We start from the raw sequence: 21,893 nt of genomic DNA on the forward strand, positions 1-21,893 counted from the left end.
GGGGGAAGAGGCAATGAAATCAAAATGGTTGTCGTTATTTCTTGTCATGGTGATGGTATTTCTATTCGCGGGCTGCTCGTCAGGCGGATCGTCGGGAGGCAATAACAACGGGGAAGCTCCCAAGCCGACGGAAGCGCCCAAAGCGACGGAAGCGACGCAAACGGAAGCTCCGCCGTCCAAAGCTCCCGAGAACGAAGTGATCGACTTGAAGGGCAGAACGATTCGGATCGGCCAGTGGTGGGGCATGGAAAACTACTTGTCGGAGGAAGAGAAGGAGCTGCAGCGCAAGGCGGAAGAGAAGTTCAACGTGAAAATTGAATACGTAACGGTGCCGTTCGGTGAAATTCAATCTCGCATTATTACGACGTCCGTAGCGGGCCAGCCATTCGCCGACATTATTATGATTCCGCTGGAATGGTCGATTCCGAAGATGGTGAGCGAGGGGTACATTCAGCCGATCGACGATCTGGTGGATATGAACGATCCCAACTGGAATCAGATTATGCTCAATTACGGCAAGTACAATGGCAAGCAGTACAGCTTCACCGACAAGGACAATAACGGTCACGGCTTCTATTATAACAAGACGCTCATTCAGAGGAACGGTCTGGAAGATCCGTATGAGCTGCAGGAACGCGGCGAGTGGACATGGGATAAATTCCTTGAGATGGCCAAGGCGGTGACAAAGGACGGCACATTCGGCGTCGTGGCGCCTTCGACTCCTTCCGATATCGCGATTCCATTCATCTACGCCAACAATGCGTATGTAACCAAGGACGACCAGATTACATTCGATTCTCCCGAAGCGATGGAGGCGCTGCAGTTCGTATCCGACCTGTACAATGTGCATAAGGTAGTCGGCGGGAGCTGGCCGGAAGGAACGGCGCTGTTCTATCCCAATTACCGCTGGGCGGCTTACGACTTCAACAATAATATGGCGGACGACTGGGGCTACGTCTTCTTCCCGAAAGGCCCGAAAGCGGATAACTACGTCGTGCCGACGCCGATCAATATGTGGCATCTGATGAGCGATGTGGAGAATCCGAAGGAAGTCATGGCTGTATGGAAGGAATTGTACGAGCGCGATCAGGAGAAGGGCTTCGATGCGGTCATTCGCGCCGAGGAGGCCAACTTCAGGAATCAGGAAGGCTTGAATACACTGCGTAAAATGCTGGGGAACGGTACTGTGCTGCAATTCTACGCTTATGAAGGGTTCGCGACCTACTTCAATGAAGCGATCAACAATATGACGTCCGGCAACGGCACTCCGGCAAGCGAGATGGCCAGAATCAAGCCGCTGGCGCAAGCGGCGATCGATGTCACCTTGAAGAAGTAAGCGGCTGGACGATAGATATTCGGCAGGCACCCCAATCGGCTGCAATAGTCCGACGGTTGGGGTGTCTCTCATAAGCGGGAGAGGGGTGCCCTATGGGGAGCGGGAAGCAGACGTTCAAAGGAATGAAAATAATATTGCTGGCGGCCATGTGCAGCGCCAGCCTCCTCGCCCAGTCCCCCCATACCGAAGGGGAGTCTGACAAGGAAGTCTACGCGGCTGCGGCATGGGAGGCGGAAGCGGGCAGCTTGGGCAATTATGCCAAGGGCGGCTATGACCATTACTTGCGTCAATACCAGGATATGCCCAGGCCGGATCGGGAGACGATACTGCAAGGCGAGGACTTCTCCGGTTCGGAAGCGATGGAGCCGCGAATCGTCGCGCATATGGACGGGGCAAGCGGAGGCGCGGTAGAGACAGGAGAGACGGGTTCCATAACGTGGACGGTTGAAGTGAAGCAAGAAGGGCTGTACGGAATCGCGATTCGCTATTACCCCGTTGCGGGCAAAGGCTCGGATATTGACAGGGAACTGCTCATTAACGGGAGGTCTCCGTTCTCGGAGAGCCGCAATCTCACGTTCCGCAGAGTATGGGCGAGCGACGGGGAGATGGAGCGAGACGACCGGGGCAACGACATGCATCTCAGCCAGAAGGAATCTCCCATCTGGCAGGAAGCGTTCTTGCAGAGCTCCGACGGCAGGCATAATACCCCATATCTGTTCCACTTCCGGGAAGGGATCAATACAATATCGCTGGTATCCGCAAGAGAAGGACTGCTGATCGATTATATTGCACTGAAGCAATGGGAGGAAGCGGTAGAGTATGATTCGGTAGCCGCAAGCTATGAAGGGAACGGCTATAAGGACGCATCGGATGTGTTCGTCAAAGTGCAGGGGGAGGACGCCAAGCTGAAGTCGAGCCAGGTGATCTATCCCATGATGGATCGAAGCAGTCCTGCAACGGAGCCTTACCATATGTCCCAAATCCGGCTGAATACGATTGGCGGCTACAATTGGGCGGAAGCGGGGCAATGGCTGACTTGGGAAATCGAAGTCCCGGAAGACGGGCTATATCATATCGGCATCAAATATTTGCAAAGCTTTCAAAGAGGAATGACATCCTATAGACGGCTGTACATTGACGGCAAGCTGCCATTCCGGGAAATGGACAGCATCGCTTTCCCTTTCTCCAGCAATTGGAGTATGAATCGGCTGGGCGACGAAGAAGGTGCGTACAAGTTCTATCTGAGCAAGGGGCGGCATGAGATCAAGCTGGAGGTCACGCTTGGCGATATGGCACTGTTGTTAAGAACGGTAGAATCCAGCGTGCTGGAGCTGAACCGGATCTATCGCCGGATCATTATGGTGACGGGTACGGTTCCCGATGAGTACCGCGATTACCAGCTGGATGAGAAAATACCGGAGCTGGTCAACGTGCTGGAGGAGCAAGCGAAGGTGCTGGAGTCCGTTATCCGGCAGGTGGAGCTGATCGCCGGCGGCAACAGCGATCGTACGGCTACCTTGAAGCGACTCCTCTATCAGCTTCGGGATATGGCGGGACATCCCGATACGATCGCTCGCCGGCTGGAGACGTTCAAGTCCAATACAAGCTCGCTGGGCGACTGGATCTATTCCATCAACTATATGCCGTTGTCGGTCGACTATCTCGTCGTTGCTTCTCCCGATCGCAGCATGCCGAAGGCCCGCGCGACGTTATGGCAGCGGATGAAGCACAGTACTGGAGCCTTCTTCCTGTCGTTCGTCACCGACTTCAATCAATTGTCGGCCGCGAAGGAAGGGGACAAGAAGATTACGCTATGGATGACGCAAGGGCTGGATCAGGCGAAAATCGTAAAGCGGTTGATCGATGAATCGTTCACGCCGAATACGGGAATCGGCGTCGATATTCAAGTGGTGAACGAGCCGGTGCTGCTTCAAGCGATGCTTGCCGGCCGCGGGCCGGACGTCTCATTCGCCCTGCCGGACGACAAGCCGGTCAACTATGCCCTGCGCGGCGGCGTAGAGGATCTGTCGAAGTTCCCGGGCTATCAAGAGGTGAAGTCGCGCTTCCATGAAAGCGCGGTCGTTCCTTATGCGTTCAACGGGGGAACGTATGGTCTGCCCGTCCGACAATCGTTCCCGGTGCTGTTCTACCGGAAGGATATTCTGGAGGAACTGAATCTGCAAGTGCCGGAGACTTGGGATGACGTATTCCAGATGATTCCGGAGCTTCAGAAGCAGAATCTGCTGTTCGGCTTCCCGATCCAGATCTTGATCAAGCTGGGCTCCAATGTGCAGGACAATGCTGCGCTGCCCGTCAATCCCGCATTCGGCATGATGCTGTTCCAGAACGACGGGGAGCTGTATCGCGACGACGGAATGCGCAGCGCACTGGATACAGAGAAAGCGATCAAGACGTTCATGGATTGGACGGAGCTGTACACCACCTATAAGCTTCCGCTGGCGACGGACTTTACGAACCGGTTCCGCAGCGGCGAGATGCCGATCGGCATTGACGATTACGAGAGGTTCAACATTATTAGCATCGCGGCGCCGGAGCTGAAGGGGTTATGGGATTTCGTGCCGGTGCCCGGCACGCGGCAGCCTGACGGCTCAATCCGAAGGGACGTGCCATCATCGGGCGCCGCTGCGGTCATGCTGAGCGACAGCAAGCAGAAGGAAGCGTCTTGGGCTTTCCTCGACTGGTGGACCAGCGCGGAGGTCCAGGCCAAGTACAGCCTGGAGTTGGAGGGACTGTTCGGACCTGCCGGCCGCAATCCCGCCGCGACGATCGAGGCCGTCGCCCGCATTCCGTGGCAGGTGAAGGACTACAATACGCTGATGGAGCAATGGGAGTGGGCCAGGGGCATACCGGAGGTGGCGGGAGGTTACTTCACGGGGCGGCATCTGGACAATGCATTCCGCAGCGTGGTTATCTCCAATGAAGATCCGCGCGAGGCCATCGATCTCTATACCCGATACATCAACGATGAAATCAAGAAGAAACGCAAGGAATTCGGCCTGCCGGTTGAGTAACGGAGGCAGACATCTTCGAAGAGGGAGGGGACCGACATGGGGAACGATCATCTTGCCGGTGTCGCCGTAAGAGAGAACGAAGCGCCGGCGAGCCGGATCGCGACGCTGCGCGGCAGGCTGGTTCAGCTGCGCGGCGAGATGAAGCGGCAGAGGCAAGGCTACGTGCTGCTGGCTCCATATTTCATCCTGTTTTTCGTATTTACCGCCTTTCCTGTCCTGATGGCGTTCGGACTCAGCTTCACTTATTTCAATGTGCTGGAAGCGCCGGTATGGATCGGTTGGGACAATTACGCCAATCTGTTCGTCAAGGATGAAGTGTTCCTGATCGCCTTGAAAAATACGCTGCTGTTCGCGGCGATTACAGGGCCGGTCAGCTATATCGCCTGCTTCTTCCTGGCTTGGCTTATTAACGAGCTGTCTCCGGGCATTCGGGCGGTCGTGACGTTATTGTTCTATGCACCGTCTATATCCGGCAATGCTTACTTGATATGGCAAGTGGCCTTCTCGGGCGATTCCTTCGGCTATGTCAACGCCTTTCTCATGAAGTGGGGCTTCATTCTGGAGCCCGTCCAATGGCTGCAGGACCCCAAGTATATGCTCGCGATCGTCATGCTTGTCCAGCTGTGGCTAAGCCTGGGCACGGCCTTTCTCGCCTTTATCGCGGGGTTGCAGGGGCTGGACGCGACGCTTATCGAAGCGGGAGCGATTGACGGCATCCGCAATCGGTGGCAGGAGCTGTGGTTCATTACGCTGCCATCGATGCGCCCGATGCTGATGTTCGGAGCCGTTATGCAGATTACATCATCCTTCGCAGTTGCGGACGTCGCCACTTACATGGTGGGCTTTCCGAGCCCGCAGTATGCCGGTCATACGATCGTTACCCACTTGAAGGATTTCGGCTCGATTCGCTTCGAGATGGGCTATGCCAGTGCAATCGCCACCGTGCTGTTCGTGATGATGCTGGGCTCCAATCTGATCGTGCAGAAATTGCTGCGGAAGGTGGGCGATTAGTATGAACGTTGTACTTCGGCTGCGCAGAAGGAAGAAGCTGAACCGTTCCTTTGCCATGGACTTTATTTTGTTTCTTATATTGAGCGGCGCAGGGGCTTTTATGGCGATTCCGTTCGTCTTCATGATCAGCACGGCGCTGAAGCCGCTGGACGAGATGTTTCTGTTCCCGCCGACCTTCTTTGTCCGCTCCCCGACGCTGGACAACTTCTACGACTTGTCGCTCATATTCTCCAATTCGTGGGTGCCTCTGTCCCGCTATGTATTCAATACGATATTCGTGGCGGTGACGGGAACGGCCGGGCATGTCGTGCTCGCCTCCATGGCGGCCTATCCCCTTGCCAAGCTGAGGCTGCCGGGCAATAAGCTGCTGTTCACCGTTGTCGTGCTGTCGCTTATGTTCGCTCCCCAGATTACGGAGATTCCGAACTATTTGACCGTAACGTGGGTGGGGCTGCTGGACTCGTATGGCGCGCTTATATTCCCCGCCTTCGCCACATCGCTGGGACTGTTCCTGATGAAGCAGTTCATGGAGGGCATTCCGGATGCGGTCATTGAAGCGGCGAAGATCGACGGAGCGAGCGAATACCGGATTTTCTGGACGATTATTATGCCGATGGTCAGACCTGCCTGGCTAACGCTTATCATTTTTTCCTTCAAGGGGTTATGGGGAACGGGCAGCGGCGGTCAGGGGGCGGCCTTCGTATACAGCGAACAGCTGAAGACGATGGACTATGCGTTCAGTCAGATTCTGTCGGGCGGCTTCATGCGATCGGGACCGCTGGCCGCCGCCGCGCTTATCATGATGCTGGTGCCGGTGACGATCTTCCTCTTCACGCAGAAGAGCGTGATTCAGACGATGTCGTCATCCGGACTGAAGGAATAGGGGGGAGCCAGGTGGCAGCAATAAAGCGAACGGTATGTCTCTTGCTCGCATTGTGCGGCATCGTCGGCTTCGCCGCTCCGGGCTACGCGCTTCCGGATTACAGCTACAACTATTCGTATTGGGGAGACGCCGAGCCTGCGCCTTATCCATACCGGGCGGAGAAGCATGTGTACGGGAAGGAGCTCGGCATCGGCCACTTCAATACGCCGCAGGACGTATTCGTGGCGGCGGATCGCCGCATCTACATTGCGGATACGGGCAACAACCGCATCGTCTGTCTGGATGAGTACGGCAATCTGATTCGGACGATTGACGGGTTTCTTCACAACGGCGAGAATGATGATTTCAACAAGCCTTACGGCGTTTTCGTCGATGACAAGAACGAGATCTATATTGCGGATACGCATCATAACCGGATTGTGCAGCTTACGAATGACGGATCTCTCGTCGGGATATTCGAATCGCCGGACTCCAGCATTCTGCCGGAGAACTTTCAATACTTCCCGCTTAAGCTTCAGGTCGACAAGGCGAATCGCATGTATGTAGTAGCCCAAGGCGCATACGAGGGCATTATGGAGCTCGACGGCTTCGGCGGCTTCAAGGGATATGTAGGCACGAACAAGGTTCGCTTCAGTCCTGCCGATCTGCTGTGGAAGCGGCTGTCGACGAAGGAGCAAGCGGAGCAGATGGAACTGTTCCTTCCGATTGAATTCAGCAATATCGATCTGGATGAGCGGGGATTCATATATGCCGTCTCCTCGGAGGCCAATTCCAATGCGCCGATCAAGCGCTTCAATCCCAGCGGCGAGGATATTCTTCGCCGCGAGGGCTACTTTCCGCCGATTGGGGACGTTGACGTCATCCGGGTCGAGGCGGCTGCCGGCGAAGACGTCGGGCTTATGAATACGGGCAGCTCCCGGTTCATTGACGTCGTATCGGACGTCAGCGGCATGTACAGCGGCCTGGATTCCACCCGCAACCGGATCTTCACCTATGACCGGGACGGCAATCTGCTCTATCAGCTGGGCGGAATAGGCACGCAGTGGAACAACTTCCAGAAGCCTGTCGCCATCGAGATGGTCGGCGACCGCCTGGCGGTGCTGGACAACGAGATGAACCGGCTGACGCTGTTCGCGCCGACGCGATACGGCAGCTATATCAGGGAAGCCGTCAAGGCGCATGATGCAGGAAGGGCGGATGAGGCGGCGAAGGCATGGAACGAAGTACTGCAGATGAATGCCAACTTCGACATCGCGTATATCGGCATGGGCAAGGCGCTCTTGAAGCAGGATGAGAACAAGCTGGCGATGGAGTACTTCCAGAACGGCAACAATCGCAAATATTATTCCGAGGCGTTCAAGCGATACCGCAAGGAATATATGTGGAATCACTTCGGTACGATCATGACCGTACTCATCTCGATAGCCGTTCTCGCGGCCGCAGCCCGCATCTATTGGGTGCGAAGACGGGCACATGCTTACTTCGTGGAGACACGCGTGCTGCGCGTTCCGTTCTATACGCTGTTCCGTCCGTTCAACGGGTTCTGGGAGCTGAAGTACGAGGGGAAGGGACGAGTAGCCATTGCCTTGTCCATTCTACTGGCCCTCGTCGTTACGATGGTGATGAAGCGGCAGTATTCCGGGTTTATTGTCAATTACAATAAACTAAGCGAATTGAACAGCGTAGACGAACTGATCTACATTGTGCTCCCGTTCCTTCTATTCTGTGTGGCGAACTGGTCGCTGACGACGCTGATGGACGGCGAGGGGAAATTCCGCGAGATCGTGATAGCGGTCGGTTACGCCATGCTACCGCTTGTCGCGCTCTACTTGCCGCAGATTCTGTTCAGCAATATCATTACGCGCGAGGAGGCCGCCTTCTACTACCTGTTCGAGACGATCGCGGTAATCTGGTTCCTGTGGCTGCTGTTCGTCGGCATGATGACGGTACACCAGTATTCCATTATAAAGACGATCGCCACACTGCTGCTGACTGTTGTCGTTATGCTGTTCATCGTATTCATCGGCATTCTGTGCTTCAGTCTGCTGCAGCAGATGATTGCGTTCGTCATATCCCTGTTTACCGAAATATCGGCTAGAGCTTAGGAGGTGCTGACATGAGAGGAAGGAAGAAACGCTTGTACATCATGGCGGCTTGTCTCGCGAGCATATGTCTGGGGGGAACGGCTCTGCTAAGCGGCGCCGCGGACAACGACGGCGTGCCGGCCGCATCCGGGTATGTCGGGCCGAAGGCCGAATATATCGCTGGTCAGAAGCCGGGAGCCGGACAGGATGCAGCACCGGCCGCCGCAGCAGCTCTGCAAGTGCTGTCGTCTAATGCGGCTTACGCGGCGGCCCCCATTCCTCCCGGCTTCCAGGCGGCGGCAGAGAATGAGCATCTGCTGCTGCTGTTCCATCCCGGGACGACGGAGGTCGTCGTCCGGGAGAAGGCTACCGGACGGGAATGGGCGACGAATCCGCTGGATCGGGACAAGGACGGCATCGCCACGGCGATGAACAGGACAGATCTGGACTCGCAGTTGATCGTATCCTATTACAATGATCGGGGGCATCTGTCGTATATGAATAACGCGACAGAGAGCGTACAGAAGAAGCAGTTCGAAATTGTTCAGGAAGATGAGGGGCTTACCGTCACATATGAAATCGGCAGCTCCGAGAAGGGGATGAGCGCCGTTCCTAAGGTAGTGTCCAAGGAACGGTTCGAAGAGCGGATTCTGGGCCGGATCGAAGACGAACAGGCGAGGAATCGGCTTCGTACCCGCTTCTTCTACAATGAAGAGAAGGAGCAGTATGAGCGGAAGGACATGCAGGATTACATCGTGAAGGATGTGGTCGCGCTGCTGGAAAGTATCGGTTACACGGCGGAAGAGGCAAAGCAGGACAATGCGGCCGCCGCTGACGCGCCGGAGCTCGAGGAGCTTGCCCCCCGATTCACGATCCCGATCCGCTACGAGCTGCGCGACAGCAGCCTGTACGTTGCCGTCGATACGACAGCTGTGACAGATACGGAGGCGTTCCCGCTCCATCAAATTCAACTGCTGCCGTTCTTCGCAGCTGCGGGCATGGAGGAGGAAGGCTATATGCTTGTACCGGACGGCTCCGGCGCGCTTATCGGCTTGAACGACACGAACAAGGGAGCGCGCGCTTACGAGGTGCCCCTATACGGAAAGGACGGCACGCCGAAGCGGGAGGAAGGCGTCGTGCTTCAGAGTGTCGCCGTCTCCAGATTGCCTGTCTTCGGCATGAAGAGAGGCGAGCATGCGATGCTCGCGATTATCGAGCAAGGCGACGCCCAAGCGACGATTACGGCGGATACGAGCGGCAAGCTGAACAGTTATAATCGGGTCGGCGCATCGTTCAGGGTGAGGGAGATGGAGCCGGTGGAATTCCGGGCTGGCTCCATGACGAGGCGCGTGCCGAAGTTCTCGGAGCTGTACGATGACGGCATCGGCATCTCCTACCGCTTCCTGACGGGGAAGGACGCCAATTATGTTGGCATGGCGGCCGCTTACCGCCAGGAACTGATCGACCGCTTCCAGGTGGAGCGGCTGCAGAGCGGCGCGGATATGCCGTTCGTACTGGAATTGATCGGAGCGGTGTCGGTACGCGATACGTTCCTGGGCATTCCTTACGATGCGGTGGAGCCGATGACGACGTATGCGGAGGCAGTGGATATTCTGGATCGGCTGCAGCGGGAAGGCGTGTACAACATTCAGCTGAAGTATGCCGGATGGTTCAATGAAGGGTACCGCCATACGCTGCCGAGAACGATCAGACTGGATTCCGAGCTGGGAGGGAGAGCGGAATTCCGGCGGCTGCTGGAATATGTGGAGGAACGACATGTGGCGCTTTACCCCGACGTGGCATTCCTGCAGGTATATGACAGGGGAGACGGGTTCCGACCGTCGCGGGATGCGGCTCGCTTCCTGAACCGTAAGGCGATACTCAGCTTCGCCCGCGATCCCGTTACAACGAATCCCGAAGACAGGGAGTATTATCTGCTGTCCCCCCGCAAGCTGACGGGGGTGGTGAACGACTTCCTGAATCAGTACGCCACCTACGGCGGCAAGGGCTTGTCCTTGCGCGATCTGGGCAATGAGCTGCACAGCGAAGTGGACGGGAGGGGCGCGACGACGGATCGGCAGGATGCCATGGCGGCAGCGGTGGACAACTTGAAGCGGATCGCCGACGAAGTGAACGGAGTGATGGTGGATGGGGGCAACGCTTATGCGATCCCGTATGCGGATACGATCGTGAACGCGCCGCTGTCCAGCAGCAAGTTCAATATCGCCCGCGAGGAGATTCCATTCTACTCCATCGTGCTGCACGGCTACGTCGATCTGGCCGGCATGCCGCTTAATCACGGGCAAGATCAGGATGCCCGGGATGCGTTGCTGCGGACGCTGGAGACGGGTTCGCTCCTCTATTATCAATGGATGCACGACAATCCGTCCGCGATTCGCGATACGAAGCTGAATGCGATGTACGCCTCCGATTACACCCATTGGCTGGACGAAGCCGTTCAACTGTACGGGGAGAGCAATCGCATCCTGAAGCAGGTGCGCCATCAGACGATCGCCGATCATCGGAAGCTGGACGAGAATGTCTATATGACGACTTACGAGGAAGGGCTATCGATCGTGGTGAATTACAATGAATCTCCGGTCAGTGTGGAAGGCCTGACGATAGAGGGCAAGGATTATCGGGTGATAGGCGGTGGTGAGCGATGAAGCTGGGCAATTTGCCGCTAAGACATAAGAAGGCCGCTCTGGGCATGCTTTTTGTAACGCCCTGGTTATTGGGATTTATCTTCCTGTTTCTTGTGCCGCTTATTCAATCGTTTCTTTACAGCATGAACGACTTGAAGCTTGGCAAGAACGGCTTCGACACCGACTTTCAAGGACTCGGCTTCTACCGGGAGCTGTTCTTGTCTCACCCTACCTTCAATCGGACGCTGGTGGAGGCGATATCGGACATTGTCATCAACGTTCCTTCGATTACGATATTCAGTCTATTCGTTGCCACCTTGATCAACCAGAAGTTTCGCGGCCGCGTCTTTGCGCGAGCAATCTTCTTCCTGCCCGTCCTGCTGGCCGCTCCGGTATTGTCTCTGGAGAGCAGCGCCGAGATGGCCTCGATCGCTACTTCGGTGACGGGCGCTTCGGACGAAGGCGGCTTCGCCTTCACAAGCTTCGAGCTGGAGAGACTGCTGCTGGAGTCCGGCGTGTCGAGCATCATCGTTGAATATATTACAGGCTCGGTGGATCGGATCTATGAAGTGATCAGCTCGTCCGGCGTACAGATTCTCATCTTCCTGGCTGCGCTGCAATCCATCTCCCCTTCTCTGTACGAAGCCGCCAAGATTGAGGGGACGACCGGGTACGAAGCCTTCTGGAAAATTACGCTGCCGATGATCAGTCCCATTCTGTTGACGAATGTCGTGTATACGGTTGTAGACGCCTATAGCCGCAACGAGCTTAGCGAGATGATCAGGGACACGGCTTTCCAAAACTTGAATTTCAGTCTCAGCGCGGCAATGGCATGGGTATACTTCCTGGTCGTCACGCTCATTCTCGTTGTCACGACCTCGCTGATATCCCGCAAAGTATTCTACTACGATTAAGGAGGGGGAGACGCCTATGAAGCCGGCAATGACTTTGCGCGCCGAAGGCTTGATTAATCGGGTCAAAAGGCTCCATCCGCTTCATTGGACGAAGCATTGGAGCTGGGTTGCGCTGCGCACAATATTGATCATCGGATTTTGCTTCGTCATTCTATATCCGCTCTTCTTCAAGCTCTCGGTCTCCTTCAAGGATCGCATGGACGTATACGATACGTCGGTATTATGGATACCGAAGCACTTTACGCTGGAGACGATCCGAATCGCTTACGAGGCGCTGAATTACCCCAAGACGGCCTTGCATTCCTTCACGATCGCCGGCATGACGACGCTGCTGCAAGTGTTCTCCTGTGCGCTGGCCGCTTTCGCTTTCGCCAGACTGAAGTTCAAGGGGAGCGGCCTCTTGTTCGGCTGCGTCGTCTTCACCATCATTGTGCCGGTTCAGACCATCATGATTACCACTTATTTGAATTACCGCTACTTCGATATTTTCGGTCTCATCAGCCTGTTTACGGGGGAGAAGGGGGTCAATCTGCTGGACAGCTACTGGCCATTTATCCTGCAATCCATTACGGGAATGGGCATTAAGAGCGGATTGTTCATCTTTATATTCAGACAGTTCTTCAGGGGCATTCCAACCGAGCTGGAGGAAGCTTCCTACATCGACGGGTGCTCGGTATTCCGCTCCTTCTACCGCATCATGCTGCCGAATGCCGTACCGGCGATCGTCACAGTTGTTCTATTCTCCTTCGTCTGGCAGTGGAATGACAGCTACTTCGTCTCGCTGTTCCTTACCTCTACAGACGTGCTCTCCACGAAGCTGCCGGTCATGTGGGCCTCGTTCTCGCTGAACGATCCGCTGTATGCCTATCTGGTCAAAAATGCGGGCGAGCTGCTGTTCATCGTACCGATCATCCTGCTCTATATGTTCGCGCAGCGCTACTTCGTGGAAAGTGTGGAACGCAGCGGCTTGATCGGCTGACGTTGTCCGATAATCAGACCCATCGCCGGTACAGAAACGGGATGGGATGGAAGGGATACTCCGCCGTCGGGACGTGCTGCGGTCGGTGATGATGACCATACTCGACATCGTGGCCGACGGCCACTCCGCCGACAGGCGCATAGTCGGGATGCCCGGCCTCTTCCTGCCGATAAGATGATGGCTGCTCTTGTCGCTGCATGCAACCTTCCGGCGGACCGATAGCGACAGTCGATTGCAGCGGCGCGAGTACTTCCTTCAGCGCGGCTTCATTCAGACAATACGTATGCGCCAGCACGCCCGGCGGCGTCAGTCGCAAAATGTCGGAGCCGAAAATAACGTCAATGACGGGGGCGTCGAAGATGGCCAGCATATGCGTATGCGCGCTTTCTGCGATAATGTAGTGCCACCAGCCCTGCGGAATGTTAACGACGGTGCCGGGATGCACTCTGAAGCTAAGCAGCTGATTGGTGAAGGGGTTGATCAGCGATACCGTCGCCGTTCCGATAATGCCGTATACCAGCTCCGAAGCGTTCTGATGGTAATGCGGTTCGATGACATTGCCCGCCGTCATATAGATGTCCAGCAAGGACGTATTGCCCAGCGAGTTCAGCTCGTTGACGGTAAGACCGGTGTAGTAGTTATGGCTATCCTTCTGCACAACCGGATTGTTGGCCAAGTTGTAAGCGTACTGAATAGAAGGCGAAGCATAATTCAATGGCGTCGTGCTCATAGGGGCTTCCTGCCTTTCCGTGAAATAAGGTCAGGATAATATATGATAGAGCCCATAGGGATGTGCCTAAGCTTACCGCTGCCGGAGTGCTTCGTTCACTTCGGCGATAGCGTCGTTCAAGCCCATCGCCCGGTATTGCTCCAAGTAACTGTGCCATAGCTGCAGCGGATCGCCGTCGCCGATCGTTACCTTGATCAAGTCCTCCAGCGGGTTGATGAGCGTGCTGATCTTATCCTTAGCCGGCGTGGACAGCGAATTGATCTTGTGATAGGCTGGCGTTGCGACAGCATGCTTGAACTGCCATTCCATCTCGGCCAGACTCTTCCGGATATTGTTCTCGCCCAGATTCATCTTGTTGGACTCGTTCAGCCGGAAGTAAGTCTCCTTCCCCCATGAAGCCAATGAACGGAGAATCGGCACGGAAGGATAAGTATCGTGCAGCGGTACTGGCCTGCCTGTCGCTTCATCGATCGGACGGGTGATGACGATGCGGTCGCCGTCCATCTCGTAATCGATGCCTTCCAGCCCGTAGCTTGTCAGCCGCTGTCCTGCCGGCGACAGCAAGTAATCGTACAGCCTAAGAATGCGGTCCATCTTCCCGTCGCTAACGCGGGCATTGAAGAAGCTCTCCGACCAATACGTCTGCGCAACGTAGTAATGGCGATTCCCCTCCTCGTCAGGCCATAGATGCAGAATATCCACCGCGTCATGGAAGCTCGTATCCGCCTGATATTGACTCCACCTGTCCTCCAGCTCGCGCAAGCTGTTCGGGGTGGCACGATAGACGAGCGCTCCGGCGAGCCCTTGCGCGAATTTGGTTACCGCATCGTCTTCCTTCATATAGTAGAATTCCTGGTCCAACGCGCCCTCGCTGTATAGCTGTCTTAGCTGAATGACTACATCGTCCATCTTGCGGGAGGCGTAGAACGGAATCCACTGTGCATCCTCCAGCACCCATTGACCCGCCGCGAATTGGGGAAAGGTCGGACTCAGCGCCCATGACAGGTAGCTCATACCGGCCGCCGTCAAGCCGACCGTCTCATGATTCGCGTCGCTGGATTTGCGGTTGCCGAAGGTGATCAGCATGTTGGAGAACTCCTGGAAGTTGCGGATATCCCGGATCAGGGCGTCCTTCATCCAGTCGCTGCGAACGAACACGACTCTCTCCAGCATCCAAAGTCTATTCGTCGGATAGCCGATCCTTGGCAGCATATACAGCTTATTGTCTTTCTTCAGAAGTCGAATATCCGGAATCTGGGCGATATTGTCTACATGGGGATAGGGAGACAGATCCTCCGGCAGCGGCCTGATCAGGCCGTGCTTGATCCACTCATTGTAGATGCCAGGGGAATCGCTGGCGATGGAGTGTGCGAATACATCCGGCAGCTTGTCCGACGTCGCCCACATAAGCAGCTTCTGATTGTAGTCGGACATCGTAATCTGAACGGGCTCGATCGTCATGTTGAATCTCCGCTCCACATGGCGCAAGACAGCGTCCTTCGGCTCGAAAGCGTTTCCAATATCCCAGAAAGCGACGGAAATGTCCATATGATCGCTCGGGGGCAGAGAAGCAGCTTCGTTGTCGGCGACCGGAGCGCGGTCGCGCTGCAGCGTCAACACGGCGATGGCGAGCACAGCAATCACAATAAAAAAGACAAGCCTGGAACGCGGCATGCATGTTCCTCCCCCTGGTAGGTCGTCGTTATAACACTTTGGACAGCTTCCGGTACTCCGTTGCCGATATTCCTTCGTGGCGCCGGAATAATCTGCTGAAGTAGTGGATGCCGGAGTATCCTACCCGCTCGCCGATCTGCTCTACGGACAAGTCCGTCTCCCGGAGCAGTCTTCTTGCTTCGCGATGACGGATTGTATGGATGAATTCATTGGGCGGAAGCCCGGCAATCTCTTTGAACAGCTTGGCTGTATGGTCGATGCTCAGCTTCATTTGCTGCGCGATCATTTTGTTGGACCATGGCGTGGATGGAGTGTGTTCAATCTGCTCGATGATCTCCTTCAGCTTCTGGGCATGCTGGGAGGAATAAGATCGCGAACGCGACACCGGCAAGCGCAGCAGATGAGTAAGAATATTCAGCATGATGGCTTTGCAGGCCAGCTCATAGCCTAACGGACGCATCGTGAATTCATGGACCAACTGATCCATCAATTGAACGCATGCCAGCGTCGGGGTGTAGACCGGCTGGTGGGAGAGCGGCGGGAAGCTGTCGCATACCGCTTCCGTAGCGAAGCGTTCCCATTCCGCCTCATCCCCGTCGGCGATAATATCGGATTCCCGCTGAATATCCAACTCGTCGAAGAAGTCGAAGTGAATGCCAAGGAAGCGCGCATCGGGCCCGGACAACACCTCATTGCGATGCCATACGCCGGACGGCAGGAAGATGAGCTGTCCCGTCGTCAGCGCATACTCCTTGCCCTGCATAATCGTGAGCGCTTCCCCCTGGCATACATAGAGCAGCTCGAAGTCGTATATTCTCCGCTCGGCAAGCGAGCCCGTAGGCATTCTCTGATACTGGGCATAATGAATGCTGGGCGACCAATCCCGGAACGGCGCTTGCCGTTGTTTTGGAAATTGCAGATCCGTTTCGAACATTTCGGCCTATACGCTCCTTCTTCCAAGCTTTTCATTACCATACAACTGAATTGTGCAAATATTATCTTATCTCGCTAAAGAAAAGCATGCCGTACAAGGGTTAATATAAAACTATTATCGCTTACTTTTGAGCTGTTATCAATAATGACGGAATACGTTAAAAAGATTCTTTCGAAAGAAGGAGGCGTCAGGCGTGGAAAACGAGCCTAACACGGAATACCGCTGCAAGCCCGCAAGCTATCTGTCCCGGGATGGCGATGCGGACAGGATCATCGATTGGAGCGGCTGCGACGCCGTTATCCTGCGAGACACGGTAACAGGCGCCGCAACCAAGGAGTGGACGGAGGTCAAGGCCTGCTGGAGCCCGGAATGGGTATATGTCTCCTTCCTGTGTCAGGACCGTCATGTCGTCTCGGACTACACGAAGCGGGACGAGCCGCTCTACGAGCAGGACGTTGTAGAAGTCTTCATCGACGAAGAGGGAGACGGCATTCGTTATATGGAATACGAATTCAGTCCCCATAATGTGATCTTCGATGCGAAGGTGGAGAATTCGGGAGCCAATTCCGTCGCCAAGCTGGATCTGGAGTGGGATTGCGAAGACTTGCGTACGACGGTGGTGTGGGAGTCCGACGAACTGCTGCGCTATGTTATCTGCTTCCCCGCGACTGCTTTCAAGGACGGGCTGAAGCAAGGCACCCGCTGGAAGGTGAATTTCTACCGGATCGACGAAGATACCGAGGGCAATCGGGAATACCAGGCCTGGCGTCCTACGGGCGCGGTGAACTTTCATACGCCCTCCAGCTTTGGAACGTTTGAACTGACAACTTGACCATGCCCGCGCGGCATACTTATTACACAATATTCAGGAGGCGATTGATATGAAGAAAGGGATTAACATCTGGTCGTTCAGAGAGGGCAGCACGATTAAGCAGTGTGTCGAGCTGGCAGAGAAGGCCGGCTTCGAAGGCATCGAGCTGTCCCTGAACGAATCGGGCGAGCTGGGGCTTGATGCGACTGAGAAGGAGATCAATGCCGTTCGTTCCATGATTGACGATTCCGGCATTGCGCTCACATCGCTTGCGACCGGCCTGTACTGGTCGTATCCGATGACCAGCGACGACGCGTCCGTACGCGCGAAGGCGGTCGACGTGTGCAAGAAGCAGATCGAGGTCGCGCAAGGACTGGGCGTCGACGCGATTCTTGTCATCCCTGGCGCAGTAGGCGTGGACTTCATTCCAGGCGCTGCAGTCATCGATTACGAGCGCGCTTATGAGCGTGCCCTGGAAGCGATTGGAAGTCTGGTGCCGCATGCCGAGAGCGCCGGCGTATCTATTGCAATCGAGAACGTATGGAACAAGTTCTTGCTGTCGCCGCTTGAGATGCGTTCGTTCATCGACGCTCATCAATCCGACCGCGTAGGCGCATACTTCGACGTGGGCAATGTGCTGTACTCCGGCTATCCCGAGCATTGGGTCCGTATTCTGGGCGAGCGCATCAAGCGGGTGCACTTCAAAGACTATCGCCGCGAGGCGGGCGGCTTGCACGGCTTCGTCGATCTGCTGGCAGGCGACGTGGATTATCCGGCAGTTGTCGCCGCGCTCAAGGAGATCGGTTACGACAACTATGTAACGGCTGAGATGATTCCATCCTACAAAACCTATACGGATCAAATCATCTATAACACTTCCGGTGCGATGGATGCCATCCTTGGCCGCACGGAGCGCTAAGACGACTATTGCTGTCAGCAATTGATCAATATCGACAAAACTGAAGGAGTGACCTCACATGCTGAAAGTAGGACTGATCGGATTCGGGTTCATGGGGCGCATGCATCTGGACAATTACGAGCGCTTGATGAAGGAAGGCGCCGATATCAAGCTCACGGCTATCTGCGACATTAGAATCGAGGAATTGAAGAACAGCAAAGTATGGACGAATCTGGATACGGGCCGCGACGTGTACGATCTGAGCACATACAGCCTCTACGACAATATTGACGCCATGCTTGCCGGCGAGCAATTCGATATCGTGGATATTGCGCTGCCTACGCCTCATCATGCGGATCTTGCCATTCGTCTGATGGAGAGCGGCATCCATGTATTCTGCGAGAAGCCGATGGCCAGAACGGCAGAGGACGCCCGCCGTATGGTAGAAGCGTCCGAGCGTACCGGCAAGAAGCTGATGATCGGACAATGCCTGCGTTTCTGGCCGGCTTATGAGTATCTGAAGGCTTGCATCGAGGACGGCCGCTACGGCGCAGTTACGGCGGGCTACTTCTTCCGCGGCAGCTCCACGCCGCTTGGATGGTATAGAGACGGGAGCCAGAGCGGCGGCAACCTGATGGATATGCATGTGCACGATGTAGACATGATCAACTGGCTGTTCGGCAAGCCGGATGGGGTATCCACATTGGCGCGCACCGTGCTGACAGAAGGCGCATACGACATTGTGTCCACCAACTATGTGTATCCTGACGGCAAGGTCGTCAACGCGCAGTCGGACTGGACGCTGCAAGGCGACTTCGGCTTCTCCATGGTATACCGCGTCAACTTCGAAGGGGCCAATCTCGTATTTGAGAACGGCCAAGTGAAGGTGAATCCGAACGAAGGCGCAGGCTTCGTAGCCGAGTTGTCCGAGGACACGGGTTACTACCGCGAGCTGTCCTACTTCCTGAACGCTGTGAAGAACAACGAAGCCGTCGCGGTATGCTCTCCGGAGAGCGTGGCCGAGACGATGGACATCGTGGAAGCGGAGATTCGTTCCGCAGACCGCAAAGGTGTAATAGAGCCGGTATAATCAGTGAGAGGGAGCGCTAGCGCTCCCTCTTTCGTCTGTATGCGCGGGGCGGCATGCCGAGCTGTTGCTGGAATTGGCCCGCAAAGTGGTTGTAATTGCGGTAGCCGACACGGTAGCTAATATCCGTCAGACTGAGGTCCGTATGCTCCATGAGCAAGACGGCCTCCCGTATTCTCATTGTGTTTAACGTTTCGATAATGGACGTCCCCGTATTTTCTTTGAACAGATGGGACAGGCGGGACGGAGAGAGCGCTACCTGCCTCGCCAGCTCCGGAATGGTTATGGATTCATGCATCCGCTGGGCGAGCGTATGCATCACTTCGGCAATTCTCCCGTCCATGCGCTGCTTTCTCTGCTCCGCAAGCAGCAGCAGCACCTCCTGCAAGGCATTCATGCACAGTTCATTCCAGTAATCTCCCCGCTTCCTGGCATCGTCCAGCAGCCTGTTGAACGCCTGATGAATCCGTTCGCGATCGGCTTCTCCCATTACTCGCTGGTTCACAAGGCTGCCGGAGGGCAGCAGGTGCTGATGCTGCGGCAACGGGACGAAGTGAGCCCATTGCAACTGCCATGTCTCCCCCCTGCAAGTCCCGTATCGATGAGGGGTTCCGGCTTTCAGCATAGTGACATCCCCGGCTTGGCAGTCTATCGATTCGCCCGGCATATGGAACTCGCCTTTGCCCTCGACAGTGTATACGATGAGCCAGTCGTCTCTTCCCACAGCTCGCGTAACGGAATAGCTCTCCGTCTCATGGAAGTGTCCTGTAATAATAAGGGAATGATTCATGCTGCTTACCTCCAGGTTCAAGTTCAGGATAATGAGATGGATTCGCTCCCTCCACTATAGCCGATTTCATCCTGCTGTGGAAGAAGGTGCAGCAGAATAGTGAGAGAGATGAGCAGGATTGTTGCTTCACGGACTGCGGGCGAGGAAGTATGCTGGTACTATACCAATTCCGCGGAATCACTCGTGATTGAACGGGGAATGCGATAGGGAGGCATAATGAATGACAGCAGAATTCATGGGGCTGACAGCAGAGCAGAAGCGCGAATTTGAGGAGCAGGGATATATCATTGTGAAAGGGTTGTTCACCAAGGATCAGCTGGAGGAGATTGACGCGACCTTCGAGGAGATTAGCGAACGCCTCGTTCCGGGACACTTCGAGCCGGAGCTGGATAGCGAGACGACAGACCCGCTGAAGCGTTATCCGCGCGTCATGCATCCGCATCGCTTCAACGATACCGCAATGAAATATATGCTTCATAAGCCAGTAATGCGCATTCTGGAGGACTTGTACGGCGAACCGGCCATTGCCGCGCAGAGCATGTTCTACTTCAAGCCGCCGGGCTCCAGGGGACAGGCGCTGCATCAGGACAACTTCTACTTGAAGGTGGAGGATGGCAATTGCATTGCGGCCTGGACGGCGATCGATTCCGCAGACGAAGAGAACGGCGGGCTGCTGGTCGTGCCGCAGACGAACGAATACGACATTGTCTGTCCCGATCTGGCGGATGCGAAGGAGTCGTTCACGACGCACTTCGTGAAGCCCCCCAAAGACAAGAAAGCGGTTCCTGCGGTGATGGAAAGAGGGGATGTGCTCTTCTTCAACGGCAACCTGATTCATGGTTCCTATCGGAATAAGACGAAGGATCGCTTCCGCCGTGCGTTCATCTGCCACTACGCGAACGGTTCAGCGACGAAGATCGGTCAATACTACAGACCGCTGTATTATGCCGACGGATCGGTAGCCGAAGTGGAAGCGAATATGGACAGCGGTCCGTGCGGCGTGGAATTCCAGAACGTGTACCCTCACTGATTAGCGAAAATTTGCAATGCGCCTGCGTTCATACTATGATGGAAGAATCCGATGGCACGAGAGTAAGGCTGGATTCTCAGCGTGAAGGAGCAGGTGTATGAACAACTTACCGGTTACCCAATTTCAGATGGAGCAATTCAAGAAGCTGAAGACGGAAGTCACCCGATTCATGATGATGTATCAGTTCGCATTGAATGAGCTGGAGACGAAGATTGAAATTCTTAAGGAAGAATTTCATTTCCTGCATGACTACAATCCTATTGAGCATACGAAGTCCCGTGTGAAGTCGCTGGAGAGCATGATGAGCAAGATTAGCCGGAAGGGCATTCCGATCTCTCTGGACAGCATCAAGAGTCATATTAAAGATATTGCAGGCTTGCGAATTACTTGTTCGTTCATTCCCGACATTTACCGCATACGGGATATGCTGCAGAATCAGTTCGAGCTGAAAATACTAGAGGAGAAAGATTATATCGCTAGTCCGAAGCCTAACGGCTATCGCAGCTTGCATCTGATCGTGGAAGTGCCGGTCATCATGTCCGACGGCAAAGAGAACGTATGCGTTGAAATCCAGATTCGAACGATTGCAATGGATTTCTGGGCAAGTCTTGAGCATAAAATCTTCTATAAATATGCACAGTCTGTTCCGGCCAGTCTGCTGCAGGAGCTGAAGCAGGCAGCCGATGCCGCCAATCGCCTGGATAAGCAGATGGAACGCCTTAACCGAGAGATTTCGGTCATTAAGGAAAATCAGGAGGAAGATTATGGCGAGAAGCTGACTAAGCTGCTGATTAACAGCCCTCAGTTCAGTCTTCCCGCTGCAAGCGACGACAACAGAAATGTGTAGCTCACGGCCCCTTCCATTCGGAGGGGTTTTTTTGCTTTGGACGACCCGGTTGGATATCAAACGTACCCAAGTTCTCCATGTCAATCAGCGAAACAATTATTAGCCCCTTTTGAAGGCCATCTTCCTTAATAAGTATTTAGCGTTGTACAGTGGAATGAGAGTTAGACTACGTTCAACTGTATCGATACAGTTAGGTGAAAATGCTGTT

General features: G+C 55.1%; 17 protein-coding genes. 13 read left to right on the forward strand and 4 right to left on the reverse strand.

Annotated features, from left to right (window positions below):
• Positions 1–13 precede the first annotated feature (13 nt).
• The 8 genes from M6D81_RS28290 (at position 14) to M6D81_RS28325 (ending at position 12,884) form a co-directional block, all read left to right on the forward strand.
• The gene (locus tag M6D81_RS28290) at positions 14–1,336 is read left to right on the forward strand and encodes an ABC transporter substrate-binding protein (RefSeq protein WP_262680643.1); all 1,323 of its coding nucleotides are present in this window, start codon (positions 14–16) and stop codon (positions 1,334–1,336) included.
• A gap of 92 nt (positions 1,337–1,428) precedes the next feature.
• The gene (locus M6D81_RS28295) at positions 1,429–4,368 is read left to right on the forward strand and encodes an extracellular solute-binding protein (RefSeq protein ID WP_262680644.1); all 2,940 of its coding nucleotides are present in this window, start codon (positions 1,429–1,431) and stop codon (positions 4,366–4,368) included.
• A 36-nt stretch (positions 4,369–4,404) separates the two neighbouring features.
• Positions 4,405–5,379 (forward strand): carbohydrate ABC transporter permease, encoded by a 975-nt coding sequence (locus M6D81_RS28300; RefSeq protein ID WP_262680645.1) that lies wholly within the window; start codon positions 4,405–4,407, stop codon positions 5,377–5,379.
• A gap of 1 nt (position 5,380) precedes the next feature.
• Positions 5,381–6,262 (forward strand): carbohydrate ABC transporter permease, encoded by an 882-nt coding sequence (locus M6D81_RS28305; protein ID WP_262680646.1) that lies wholly within the window; start codon positions 5,381–5,383, stop codon positions 6,260–6,262.
• An 11-nt stretch (positions 6,263–6,273) separates the two neighbouring features.
• Positions 6,274–8,367, forward strand: a complete 2,094-nt coding sequence (locus M6D81_RS28310; RefSeq protein ID WP_262680647.1) for a YIP1 family protein — start codon at positions 6,274–6,276, stop codon at positions 8,365–8,367.
• 11 nt (positions 8,368–8,378) lie between these two features.
• A complete protein-coding gene (locus M6D81_RS28315; protein WP_262680648.1) occupies positions 8,379–11,012 on the forward strand; it encodes a DUF5696 domain-containing protein in 2,634 nt (877 codons plus the stop codon).
• The gene (locus tag M6D81_RS28320; protein ID WP_262680649.1) at positions 11,009–11,905 is read left to right on the forward strand and encodes a carbohydrate ABC transporter permease; all 897 of its coding nucleotides are present in this window, start codon (positions 11,009–11,011) and stop codon (positions 11,903–11,905) included. Before M6D81_RS28315 ends, M6D81_RS28320 begins: the two co-directional genes overlap by 4 nt.
• Positions 11,906–11,921: 16 nt before the next feature.
• Entirely contained in the window at positions 11,922–12,884 is a 963-nt protein-coding gene (locus M6D81_RS28325) for a carbohydrate ABC transporter permease (protein WP_262680652.1), read from the forward strand.
• Between the two features lie 13 nt (positions 12,885–12,897).
• Here the strand turns inward: M6D81_RS28325 and M6D81_RS28330 are convergent, their stop codons facing one another.
• From M6D81_RS28330 to M6D81_RS28340, 3 genes are all read right to left on the reverse strand, one after another.
• Entirely contained in the window at positions 12,898–13,614 is a 717-nt protein-coding gene (locus M6D81_RS28330; RefSeq protein WP_262680654.1) for a cupin domain-containing protein, read from the reverse strand.
• Positions 13,615–13,686: 72 nt separating this feature from the next.
• Positions 13,687–15,288: a type 2 periplasmic-binding domain-containing protein gene (locus M6D81_RS28335; RefSeq protein ID WP_262680655.1), complete on the reverse strand. Its 1,602-nt coding sequence runs from the start codon at positions 15,286–15,288 to the stop codon at positions 13,687–13,689.
• A 28-nt stretch (positions 15,289–15,316) separates the two neighbouring features.
• Positions 15,317–16,222, reverse strand: a complete 906-nt coding sequence (locus M6D81_RS28340) for an AraC family transcriptional regulator (RefSeq protein WP_262680657.1) — start codon at positions 16,220–16,222, stop codon at positions 15,317–15,319.
• 193 nt (positions 16,223–16,415) lie between these two features.
• On the opposite strand from M6D81_RS28340, the gene M6D81_RS28345 reads away from it, so the two are divergent.
• Genes M6D81_RS28345 through M6D81_RS28355 form a run of 3 tightly spaced genes read left to right on the forward strand, consistent with a single transcriptional unit; the run spans position 16,416 to position 19,021 of the window.
• On the forward strand, positions 16,416–17,054 hold the full coding sequence (locus M6D81_RS28345; RefSeq protein ID WP_262680659.1) for a carbohydrate-binding family 9-like protein: 639 nt from the start codon (positions 16,416–16,418) through the stop codon (positions 17,052–17,054).
• 49 nt (positions 17,055–17,103) lie between these two features.
• On the forward strand, positions 17,104–17,952 hold the full coding sequence (locus tag M6D81_RS28350) for a sugar phosphate isomerase/epimerase family protein (protein WP_262680661.1): 849 nt from the start codon (positions 17,104–17,106) through the stop codon (positions 17,950–17,952).
• A 58-nt stretch (positions 17,953–18,010) separates the two neighbouring features.
• Positions 18,011–19,021, forward strand: coding sequence for a Gfo/Idh/MocA family protein (locus M6D81_RS28355; RefSeq protein WP_262680662.1), 1,011 nt, complete (start codon positions 18,011–18,013; stop codon positions 19,019–19,021).
• A 16-nt stretch (positions 19,022–19,037) separates the two neighbouring features.
• On the opposite strand, the gene M6D81_RS28360 is transcribed toward M6D81_RS28355, so the two are convergent.
• On the reverse strand, positions 19,038–19,808 hold the full coding sequence (locus M6D81_RS28360; RefSeq protein ID WP_262680664.1) for a helix-turn-helix domain-containing protein: 771 nt from the start codon (positions 19,806–19,808) through the stop codon (positions 19,038–19,040).
• A gap of 220 nt (positions 19,809–20,028) precedes the next feature.
• On the opposite strand from M6D81_RS28360, the gene M6D81_RS28365 reads away from it, so the two are divergent.
• Positions 20,029–20,838, forward strand: a complete 810-nt coding sequence (locus M6D81_RS28365; protein WP_262680665.1) for a phytanoyl-CoA dioxygenase family protein — start codon at positions 20,029–20,031, stop codon at positions 20,836–20,838.
• Between the two features lie 97 nt (positions 20,839–20,935).
• Positions 20,936–21,685: a GTP pyrophosphokinase gene (locus M6D81_RS28370; RefSeq protein WP_262680666.1), complete on the forward strand. Its 750-nt coding sequence runs from the start codon at positions 20,936–20,938 to the stop codon at positions 21,683–21,685.
• The last annotated feature ends 208 nt before the right edge of the window (positions 21,686–21,893 follow it).

This window comes from Paenibacillus sp. J5C2022 (assembly GCF_025567625.1).
Taxonomy (GTDB): Bacteria; Bacillota; Bacilli; order Paenibacillales; family Paenibacillaceae; genus Pristimantibacillus.

Bases quoted from the DNA above. Each gene is read 5' to 3' on its own strand.
- M6D81_RS28325 (WP_262680652.1), top strand. From the start codon at position 11,922: ATGAAGCCGGCAATGACTTTGCGCGCCGAAGGCTTGATTAATCGGGTC.
- M6D81_RS28290 (WP_262680643.1), top strand. From the start codon at position 14: ATGAAATCAAAATGGTTGTCGTTATTTCTTGTCATGGTGATGGTATTT.
- M6D81_RS28320 (WP_262680649.1), top strand. From the start codon at position 11,009: ATGAAGCTGGGCAATTTGCCGCTAAGACATAAGAAGGCCGCTCTGGGC.
- M6D81_RS28370 (WP_262680666.1), top strand. From the start codon at position 20,936: ATGAACAACTTACCGGTTACCCAATTTCAGATGGAGCAATTCAAGAAG.
- M6D81_RS28355 (WP_262680662.1), top strand. From the start codon at position 18,011: ATGCTGAAAGTAGGACTGATCGGATTCGGGTTCATGGGGCGCATGCAT.
- M6D81_RS28340 (WP_262680657.1), bottom strand. From the start codon at position 16,222: ATGTTCGAAACGGATCTGCAATTTCCAAAACAACGGCAAGCGCCGTTC.
- M6D81_RS28330 (WP_262680654.1), bottom strand. From the start codon at position 13,614: ATGAGCACGACGCCATTGAATTATGCTTCGCCTTCTATTCAGTACGCT.
- M6D81_RS28350 (WP_262680661.1), top strand. From the start codon at position 17,104: ATGAAGAAAGGGATTAACATCTGGTCGTTCAGAGAGGGCAGCACGATT.
- M6D81_RS28335 (WP_262680655.1), bottom strand. From the start codon at position 15,288: ATGCCGCGTTCCAGGCTTGTCTTTTTTATTGTGATTGCTGTGCTCGCC.
- M6D81_RS28295 (WP_262680644.1), top strand. From the start codon at position 1,429: ATGGGGAGCGGGAAGCAGACGTTCAAAGGAATGAAAATAATATTGCTG.
- M6D81_RS28365 (WP_262680665.1), top strand. From the start codon at position 20,029: ATGACAGCAGAATTCATGGGGCTGACAGCAGAGCAGAAGCGCGAATTT.
- M6D81_RS28315 (WP_262680648.1), top strand. From the start codon at position 8,379: ATGAGAGGAAGGAAGAAACGCTTGTACATCATGGCGGCTTGTCTCGCG.
- M6D81_RS28300 (WP_262680645.1), top strand. From the start codon at position 4,405: ATGGGGAACGATCATCTTGCCGGTGTCGCCGTAAGAGAGAACGAAGCG.
- M6D81_RS28305 (WP_262680646.1), top strand. From the start codon at position 5,381: ATGAACGTTGTACTTCGGCTGCGCAGAAGGAAGAAGCTGAACCGTTCC.
- M6D81_RS28360 (WP_262680664.1), bottom strand. From the start codon at position 19,808: ATGAATCATTCCCTTATTATTACAGGACACTTCCATGAGACGGAGAGC.